Source organism: Roseobacter sinensis (assembly GCF_025755255.1).
Taxonomy (GTDB): domain Bacteria; phylum Pseudomonadota; class Alphaproteobacteria; order Rhodobacterales; family Rhodobacteraceae; genus Roseobacter; species Roseobacter sinensis.
The window spans coordinates 1-8,031 of sequence record NZ_JALIEB010000045.1 but is presented as its reverse complement, the minus strand read 5'-3'; the positions used below and the strand labels follow the sequence as shown (position 1 = coordinate 8,031).

Genomic DNA, 8,031 nt, shown 5'->3' with positions numbered 1-8,031 from the left:
CCCATCCACCAAATCCACTGCTGAATTAATGCACTGTCATTGCCCCAAGCGCCAATACCGCGAGAGCGGTTTCGTCCAAGTCACGCGACGTGTGAGTTCGCCCGTCATCTGTTTTCGGCGATGCCGCGAATGGCTGCTATGCGGGCTGCAACCGCAGAAAGCCATTTGGGTGTTGAGAGTCCGGTATGGGCCGTTCCTCGGCTTAAGAGGGGGCAGTTGATGCTGCGAGGCCGATTTCAACTGATATCGGAGTGGTGAACTGTTGTATCAAACGTCTGGTGCGACGAGCCACATCTCTGCATCTTGCCCCCGGCACGCGGCGGGTCTGAGCCGGGGTGACAGGGTTCGTCGGGACTTTGGATCGAAACCGTTTCTCACTACCCACGCTATTGTGATTGATGAGGCATGGACACGATGGCTCTCTCGAACATTGTGACGGAATGATCTCCCGCCGTAGAATATTCATGTCCGCCGTCGCTGCCGCAGCAGTACCACGCGTTGTACACGCCCAGAAAGCTGAACTTCAAATGGCCATCGACGGCCTCCCGCAGCTCCACTCGCTGCAGATCCAGCGTCATGACGAACTGGTCTTCGCGGAAGCTCCTCGAGGGCCCGGCCTCGAGCGGCTGGCAAACATAAAGTCGTGTTCCAAAAGCATTGTAGCCTTGCTGCTCGGGGCGGAACTGGATCGCGGCACCTTCGCTTCGGTCGAGGTCACTCTGGGCGATGCAGCTCCCGGCATCCTACCTCCAAGTGCAGCGCCAGGCGTAGCCGGTATTAGCCTCGAGGACCTCGTGACGCTCCGCGCGGGCCTAGGTCGTACATCGGGACCAAACTATGGAGAGTGGGTGAGCTCATCGAACTGGCTTGCATACGCACTTTCACGTCCAATGGTCGATCAGCCGGGGGGCCGAATGCTCTATTCTACCGGTTCTACACATATTCTGGGCGCTGTCCTGACCGAAGCGACGCGATTGAGCTTGCTGGAGTTGGCGCGCGTTCATCTTGGCGGACCGCTTGGGATAGAAATCCCGCCATGGACGCGCGATCCCCAAGGGTACTATCTCGGCGGAAATGAGATGGCGCTGCATCCAACCGCTATGTTGAAGCTTGCGGTGCTCATGCGCGATGGAGGTCGGTTTGATGGCAGGCAGGTGGTCTTACATGACTGGATCAAAGCTTCTACCGAACCGCGGGCCCACTCACCTTGGTCTGGCCTGTCCTATGGCTACGGTTGGTTTCTTTCGCCCTCCGGCTACGTCCTGGGCCGAGGCTACGGTGGACAAGTTATCGCTGCGCAGCCAGAACGAGGCTTGGCAGTCGCTATCACCTCCGATCCGACCCGGCCTGCGAGGTCCGGTGGATACTTTGGGGACCTTATGAGGCTTCTCGAAGGTCCAATCCTCGCCTTGGGATAGAGCGGACTGCCCTAAACTTTGCGTGCCCCAGTCAAGAGTGGAATGGCAGGATGGACCTGAAGCAACACACATCCGTTTGACGCCGGGAAGTGGTTAGCACTGTCGCTCATGAACGGTCGGTCTGACGAGCTGCGTCGCAGCAACTTGAAGACCGGTCCAAGGTCCGCAAAGGGCCGTCCCCCAAGGTAATACGAAGCGGGCAGGGCGCAAGCCGCGGAAGTTTTGATGGCAACAGTGAGCCCAAAGCCATGGATGCTGCGCGTTGCACGAATGGCCGCTCAAACTCCAAAAGCGATCAATCGAGTTGTCGCACCTCTGGAATGCGGGCACTGTGTTTCAATGAAACAGGTTATTGTCGTGAACGATGCGCTGAGCTTACCTAAAGGCAAGCTCTCGGCACAGGTTGCCCATGCCTCCGTATCGGCTTTTCTTGCAGCAGCAGAAAGTAAGCGGGAAGTGTGGCTTGAACGCGGAATGCCAAAAATTGTTCTTAAATGCGCTTCGGAATTGGAGTTGGAGGAATTGCATTCCGAAGCGCAAACCAAGTCATTGCCTGCCTGCCTTATTCGAGATGCTGGTAAGACGCTCCTTGCACAAGGAACAATCACTTGCTTGGGTATTGGCCCGGCGACGGATGCTGAAATTGACAAACTAACTGGTGACCTGACCCTTCTTTGATCCTGTAAGGCCTTCGCCAGAACGACAGGTTGTCCGGCACCTGCATGTGCCCGCTTTTGAGTTTACTTTCATCACGGCCCTGAATCGTGGCAAGCGACATGATCAGTCCTTTTTTGCCACGACGAAGTAGCTAGTTGCTCCTCTGTAGATCACTTCGGTGCGAACCGTACGTAGTCCCTCAACCGCCACTAAATCATCCAAATCAGCTGTTCTTAGTCGCCTAATCGGAACAGGGATTACCCCGGTCACTAGCAGCAATCGCACAAGCAAGATTTTGAGGCGGACAAAGAAGGACATCTTGCCTCCCAGGCAGGGCGTAGCCGACAAAAAAGTCCCGTCCGGCTTTAGCAGCTCAAGCGTTCTTTGAACGACCATCTGCGGATCAGGTACTGTGTGCAGCATGTTGAAGGCCAGAATGACATCGAAGGACCCTTCTTCGAACTGATCGTCAAAGATGTCGCTTTGCGCAAAGTCAACGTTTGCGATTTTCGCTTTAGCCGCTTTGCCTGCCGCGATTTCAACCATTCTCGCGGATATATCAATCCCCTGAATTTCCTTCACATGACCTGCAATATAGCAGGCGGTCGTGCCGGTGCCACACCCATAGTCTAGAACGACATCGCTATCCGTAAGGTGTTCCTTGGCAAGGTCTCGGCTCCGGCTGTGGATGTACTCAAATTGCTCTTCAGACTTATCGTAGTTATCGGCCGATTGGTCCCAGAATTTTTCCGGATTGCTCATCTTATGGTCTCTCTAAAGTGCGAAGTCCGGCATTTGTTCGTTTCAACGTAACCAGCCCGGACATACCAAATGCCGCAACGACGAAGAAAGCGTTCCGTTGCTACGACTTTGGACCCAACTGCTCTCCAGCTAGCAGCCAACGGTCATCATTGCGGACCAATACCGCAGTGCCACGTCCCGAACCTGAAGCTTTCCGTCCTTCAATTTCGCCAGTCCAATGAAACTCGAAACTGCAAGCAGCGGCGTCCGCCGTCTCCGCCAGCCAGCGCACGTTCTCGATCCGGTACTCTTCACCCTTTATCGTATTGAAGTTGTGTTGGTAGGCCGCCCTGATCGCCTCTTTCCCCGCATGCAAAGCTCCATTCGAAAAGATCACTATCGCGTCGTCGCCGATGAGCGGCGCAACCAAGCTCTAATCTTGAGTGCCGAGCGCGTGTTCGTATTCTTTCACGAAGGATTTGGCGGACACTGTCGCTTCCAATGCTGGTTTTCCTAATTTGCTGTCGATTGCCGTTTTTCTCTGCTTCAAATTGCTCAGGTCATCGCGGGGCATTCGCCAGTTGATCATCTGGAAGATCCCAAGGTTGCGCCGCATCGCCAAAAACCACGAACGCCGGCGTGAATTTGGAAGGGTCGTCCAGTGTGGCGGCATGTATGTAAATGCGCTCAGGAAACCTCTCGGTGCGGCTGGTCATCGGCGAACCGCATTCAGGACAGAAACCGGCGTGGGTGGTTGCACCGTTGTCACTTGAGGAAGCAAATTCCCTGATCGTCCCAGAGCATTTGAACTCAGCCTTCGGGACCGCGAATGCCGATGAATGACCAGTGCCGGTTGCTCTCTGGCACTTCCGACAGTGACAATTGAACGAGAACTCAATTTCAGCGCGAACTTCATACCTCACGGCGCCACAGGCACAGCCTCCATGAATAATCTCAGTCATCCCGCTTCCCTTCCAAAAGTCGCCCCAGTTTCGGCATGCCACTCGACCATCCGAATTCGAGGGCGCGCATTGCCTGCTGTGTGGGAAGTCGTTCGTGTACCAACGTCACGCGCGAACCCCCCGCCTCCGCATAAAAATGGACACTTACGCGCGTTTCGCGCCCTTCTGTCAGGTCACTGTCTTCTTCGCTTTGCCAAGTGAACGACAGCAATTTGTCAGGTTCAATCGCCAGATACCGACCGTAATGATGTGAGACATCTCCGGACTGCGAGATCATCTTGAAGCGCCAGCGACCGCCGATCCTGAAATCCATCTCGAGGACTTCGGCGCGAAAGCCTTTTGGGCCAAACCATTTCTCTAATTTGCCGGGGTCAGCCCAGGCAGAGAATGCTTGGCGAACACCTACCGCGTACCAGGCTGATACTTTGACCTCATCGACATTGGTTGCAGCATCACCGCTCATCGGACTTCTCGTGCATTAGGAACTCTCCCAACGACTCCAGATTTGCACCCCAGAAGGCTCCATACTTTTCCGCCCAGGTCAGAACCGGTTGGAAGCCTCTTTCGTCCAGTTCGATGTGGTGTTGCCGACCATTCAGCGTCCTGCGGATCATGGCTGCCTGCTCAAGCACCCGGAGGTGTTGGGAAATCGCTCCCGGCGATATGGCATGATTTGCGCCGAGCTGGCTCACCGTAGCCGGTCCATCCAGAAGTCTATCCAGCATCTGACGCCTGACAGGGTGCGCGAGTGCGGAGAAAGTCGTATCGGTGGTCACAATGCTTTATACCTCACTAAACTATTTAGTAAAAAATGAACTATTGTGAGTGGAAGTCAAGAGACGTCTGAGCAGGAACTCAAAACAGGCACTGGGAGCGATACGTTCAACGGCAGCAAAGTCCGCAATCTGTAAGTTCGCTTGTCTCTAGATTTTGCTTCTGCGGCGAATGTCTCCTTCGACGGGCTGCGATGCAGCATCGGATCCCGTCGATGAAAGGCAGCTCAGGGCCGTCCTCAGCTCCGAGGATTGGTTTTGGGCGTCTACATGCTGCACTGCACCAGCTCTGATGGCGGCAACGAGCCCAAAGGGGCGGACGCTGTAACGTGCGCCAATGAGAGCTCTGAGCAAGTGTTTCAACCTGCATTGAGGCTTTGCCAAACACCTGCATGAAACAAAGTCCGATCAACGGGCAGACTGAGGTCTCTGATTGTCAGACCCAATCACGATTTGATAGGTGTCTGAGTTTCCTTGTGGCTTTCTGGGTTTTGCCCAACTTTCGACATGCGGATAACGTCCTATCAACGTACAATGCGCTAGCAGATATGTCGTTTCGATCGAGCAGCACACCTAGCTTAAAAGTTGTCACAAAATTATGCATGACCAGATTGCTGTCATAGAAGGGGTGTATTTCAAACCTCGGTACGATACTCCGACCAAGGACGAAGATCGGCTCCGTGAGGTGGTTGTCGATCTGCTCCATGCTGGAAAGATCAAGCAGCAGGCTGGAACTTCCCTCAACGATAGCCACATCTACCCCGCTTTCCAAAAGGTGTTGGAGGGATATTTTGCCCGTGGCCTCTATGATCAATTGGAGGCGCATCTTACGGTGCCAGGAGGCTATTCCGTTTGGCCGCATGAGGATGAACTCGCATGGTGGCGTAAATTCGCAGAAGCGGGTCAGACGCAACGGGTCATCAGGATGTGGCGAAACCATCTCGCCGGGAGGAAGAGTGACTTCTGGTATCGGATCGCCGAGCGAAAGGCGGGTTATAGAAAACCCAAGTATTCGGGAAGTAGCGATGCCTCTGATCGCAACAGCTACAACAATTTGATAGCGCAGATACCCAGGATAAAGGAAGACATTCTGGGGAACATGGCTTTCGCGCGACACTGGTTCGAACGTATGGACGTGCCAGATGCTCAATTGAAGCAGCTCGCTGCGGATCGTGCCGAAATTGAGGCCGAAGAGCGACGGCGGCCCACGGGCAAACCAGACCCTCGCGCAATGGATTGTGATTTGTTCTGGGAAGTCATCGGCGTTCCGGAGGAAATCGGCGTGACTGCCCAGATCGAAGATATTGCCAGGCGACTCGAACGTTTCAAAGCCACTGCAATCAAGACCTTTGACAAGTACTTGCAGGACTTTCATCGATCCACTTACCGGGACGATATCTGGGCTCTCGCGTTTTTGCTCAATGACGGATGCTCAGATGATAGTTTTGAAGAATTTAGATGCTGGTTGATCCTGCAAGGCAGGCAGGCCTTTGAGACGACTTTGAATGACCCCAACGCATTCGATGTGAATCTGTTTTCAACACACTTCGAAGGTGCGCTCCCGCTCCTGGATACGTCACTTCTGGCTTATGAGGCCCGCACCGGAAAACCTATGGCGCGCAAGCTTCTCACAGCAGAGAATCTTTTGAATGTCGCGTTACCCGAAGAAGACTTTGCCGATCTGTTGCCGGGCGTGGCTGCCAAGCTGGCGGCCCAGTGAACGAGTTTTTCGCGCAAAGGGAAGGTCGAGAGGCTGCCCCCTTTTCGTGTGCTCACATCAAAGCAACCACTCAGTCGGCCCAAACGTGTGACGGCTTCGCCGCCCTGAGTGTGAGCTCAACCTCCGTATGATTCTGCGCTCGCGGCGAGAGTCCGGTTCGGTGAAGCTGCATTGCAGCGCAGCCTGACATGATGAACGGCTGGTTTGGGCCGATTCTATGGAAAAACAGGGTGTTGCGGGCCGAAATTTGGGTAGTCTAGCTGGTTGTGTGGTGGGGCCAGTTACTCTTCTTCGAACCTTAGGACACGGCGCTCGACTGGGTCTGCGTGAAAGCATGCCGAGTGAATGCGGCATTCTCGTTATTGCGGTACAAGATGGGTTCTCGGAAGACTGAGCGGGTTCTACATTCGGTGTGGTTCAACAAGATCTTCATCAATGGCCATGCGCCGCTGCTCAAAGTGTCATTTTGCACCCCACAGGAACAAAGCCCGAAAAGGAAGCGGGATCACCATAGAAGTACCTAAAATCTTCCATAACATCCAATTGACGGGGAGAACCCTCAAGATAACCTGTGATTGAATTTCTCGGTGAGGATAAGCGATGACCCCGTGGTACGAAAACTGCAAGAACAGTTTCGCACACGCACCAAAATCAACGGCTTTAGCATTTCTGAGCGCGCTACTGCTTCAACACCCAGCTGCGGGCTCAGACGAAGACGTCTGCACGCTGTTTCACAGTGAAACCGATATGGTCTCACAGACCCTCTATATGCATCAGGAAGACGTCTCGCACGAGCTGGTGTTCCCTCTGGTCTACTTCGAAGATGTCTGGGATCGGCGTGATGACCAGATCCATGAGGCCCAGTTGTTCAGCGTGATGATTAACGACTTCTCCCCTATCTACCGTCCTGACACTGCCGAGCTGCTGAAAACACGTCCAGCGCCTTTCATGACCTTCGTCATCCATGACTTGGTGGAGTTGGATCGCCTTGTGGAGATCGTTCTGAGCGGCGCAGCACCACATGCCAAGCACGGGCTTTCCGGCTTTCAAAGAGTGCCAACCGAAGTCGGTTTGTACCGTCTGGAGCCTCTTGGCGAGCAGACCATGTACCGCGACGTCTTTGTCAATTTCGATGAGAAGGATGCCGTACAGGGGGTCATAAGCTGCAGGCAACCTGGCGATGTTCTCAATCCAAGTTGCAATCACGATTTTCGGACAGCGGATATCGATGTGAGAGTTAACTACGCCCGCGAATATTTGCCCGAGTGGTCAGCCATCCAAGGCAAAATCAGCCGCTTCCTTAGTTGCGCGACGGGCAAACCTGATGTGAGGACAAAAAAATGACTCTAACCAGTCAACAGCTCGATATCTTAGACCAACATGCAAAGGCAGGAGATCGGGTCGCCTACTATGAAGCTCTTGACAGCTTTGGTGATATCTACGGCCGTCTTGCCTTGGGCGTTGTTTTAAACGACACGGTCGCCGGTTCATCTGCCAATCGCTATTTTCTCACAATCGCTGGTGAAGAAGGTCAGAGCATATCAGGAAATCAGTTCACTCGCATCAGCCTCGAACTGATGCAAGCCGACAACCAAGTCAGGCAAGCAAATTCCGGCACGGCGAATATTGACCAGATCCAACAATACCATCGCGATGTCTTCAATGACATTGCTGGTGTCTCGGTGTCCTTCCCCCTTAGAACTGGGCCATTAAAGTGGTCACCGAAGGGGGACATTGAATGGCGAGGAAGCGACATTCAG

12 protein-coding genes are annotated in these 8,031 nt (G+C 54.0%); 5 read left to right on the top strand and 7 right to left on the bottom strand.

Annotated elements, in window-relative coordinates; all coding sequences use genetic code 11:
- Positions 1–386: 386 nt before the first annotated feature.
- Positions 387–578, bottom strand: coding sequence for a hypothetical protein (locus tag MUB52_RS24035; RefSeq protein WP_318527464.1), 192 nt, complete (start codon positions 576–578; stop codon positions 387–389).
- On the opposite strand from MUB52_RS24035, the gene MUB52_RS23640 reads away from it, so the two are divergent.
- Together MUB52_RS23640 and pth2 are read left to right on the top strand one after the other, a co-directional pair.
- The gene (locus tag MUB52_RS23640) at positions 528–1,418 is read left to right on the top strand and encodes a serine hydrolase domain-containing protein (protein ID WP_318527463.1); all 891 of its coding nucleotides are present in this window, start codon (positions 528–530) and stop codon (positions 1,416–1,418) included. The two genes, MUB52_RS24035 and MUB52_RS23640, sit on opposite strands and share 51 nt — an antisense overlap.
- A 225-nt stretch (positions 1,419–1,643) precedes the next feature.
- On the top strand, positions 1,644–2,096 hold the full coding sequence (gene pth2 / locus MUB52_RS23635) for a peptidyl-tRNA hydrolase Pth2 (protein WP_263846619.1): 453 nt from the start codon (positions 1,644–1,646) through the stop codon (positions 2,094–2,096).
- Positions 2,097–2,198: 102 nt separating this feature from the next.
- On the opposite strand, the gene MUB52_RS23630 is transcribed toward pth2, so the two are convergent.
- From MUB52_RS23630 to MUB52_RS23605, 6 genes are all read right to left on the bottom strand, one after another.
- Positions 2,199–2,837: a class I SAM-dependent methyltransferase gene (locus tag MUB52_RS23630; RefSeq protein ID WP_263846618.1), complete on the bottom strand. Its 639-nt coding sequence runs from the start codon at positions 2,835–2,837 to the stop codon at positions 2,199–2,201.
- A 100-nt stretch (positions 2,838–2,937) separates the two neighbouring features.
- Positions 2,938–3,246, bottom strand: coding sequence for a YybH family protein (locus tag MUB52_RS23625; protein ID WP_263846617.1), 309 nt, complete (start codon positions 3,244–3,246; stop codon positions 2,938–2,940).
- 3 nt (positions 3,247–3,249) lie between these two features.
- Positions 3,250–3,405: a hypothetical protein gene (locus MUB52_RS23620; protein WP_263846621.1), complete on the bottom strand. Its 156-nt coding sequence runs from the start codon at positions 3,403–3,405 to the stop codon at positions 3,250–3,252.
- Positions 3,377–3,778, bottom strand: coding sequence for a GFA family protein (locus MUB52_RS23615; protein ID WP_263846616.1), 402 nt, complete (start codon positions 3,776–3,778; stop codon positions 3,377–3,379). Before MUB52_RS23615 ends, MUB52_RS23620 begins: the two co-directional genes overlap by 29 nt.
- The gene (locus MUB52_RS23610; protein WP_263846615.1) at positions 3,771–4,241 is read right to left on the bottom strand and encodes an SRPBCC family protein; all 471 of its coding nucleotides are present in this window, start codon (positions 4,239–4,241) and stop codon (positions 3,771–3,773) included. Before MUB52_RS23610 ends, MUB52_RS23615 begins: the two co-directional genes overlap by 8 nt.
- Positions 4,231–4,554, bottom strand: coding sequence for an ArsR/SmtB family transcription factor (locus MUB52_RS23605; RefSeq protein WP_263846614.1), 324 nt, complete (start codon positions 4,552–4,554; stop codon positions 4,231–4,233). Before MUB52_RS23605 ends, MUB52_RS23610 begins: the two co-directional genes overlap by 11 nt.
- Positions 4,555–5,149: 595 nt before the next feature.
- Between MUB52_RS23605 and MUB52_RS23600 the strand changes: the two genes are divergently transcribed.
- From MUB52_RS23600 to MUB52_RS23590, 3 genes are all read left to right on the top strand, one after another.
- Complete coding sequence (locus MUB52_RS23600; protein WP_263846613.1) at positions 5,150–6,271, top strand: DUF4240 domain-containing protein; 1,122 nt, start codon at positions 5,150–5,152, stop codon at positions 6,269–6,271.
- 600 nt (positions 6,272–6,871) lie between these two features.
- Positions 6,872–7,615: a hypothetical protein gene (locus tag MUB52_RS23595; RefSeq protein ID WP_263846612.1), complete on the top strand. Its 744-nt coding sequence runs from the start codon at positions 6,872–6,874 to the stop codon at positions 7,613–7,615.
- Positions 7,612–8,031 (top strand): hypothetical protein (locus tag MUB52_RS23590; RefSeq protein ID WP_263846611.1); only part of this gene is annotated, 420 nt, incomplete at its 3' end. The genes MUB52_RS23595 and MUB52_RS23590, both read left to right, overlap by 4 nt.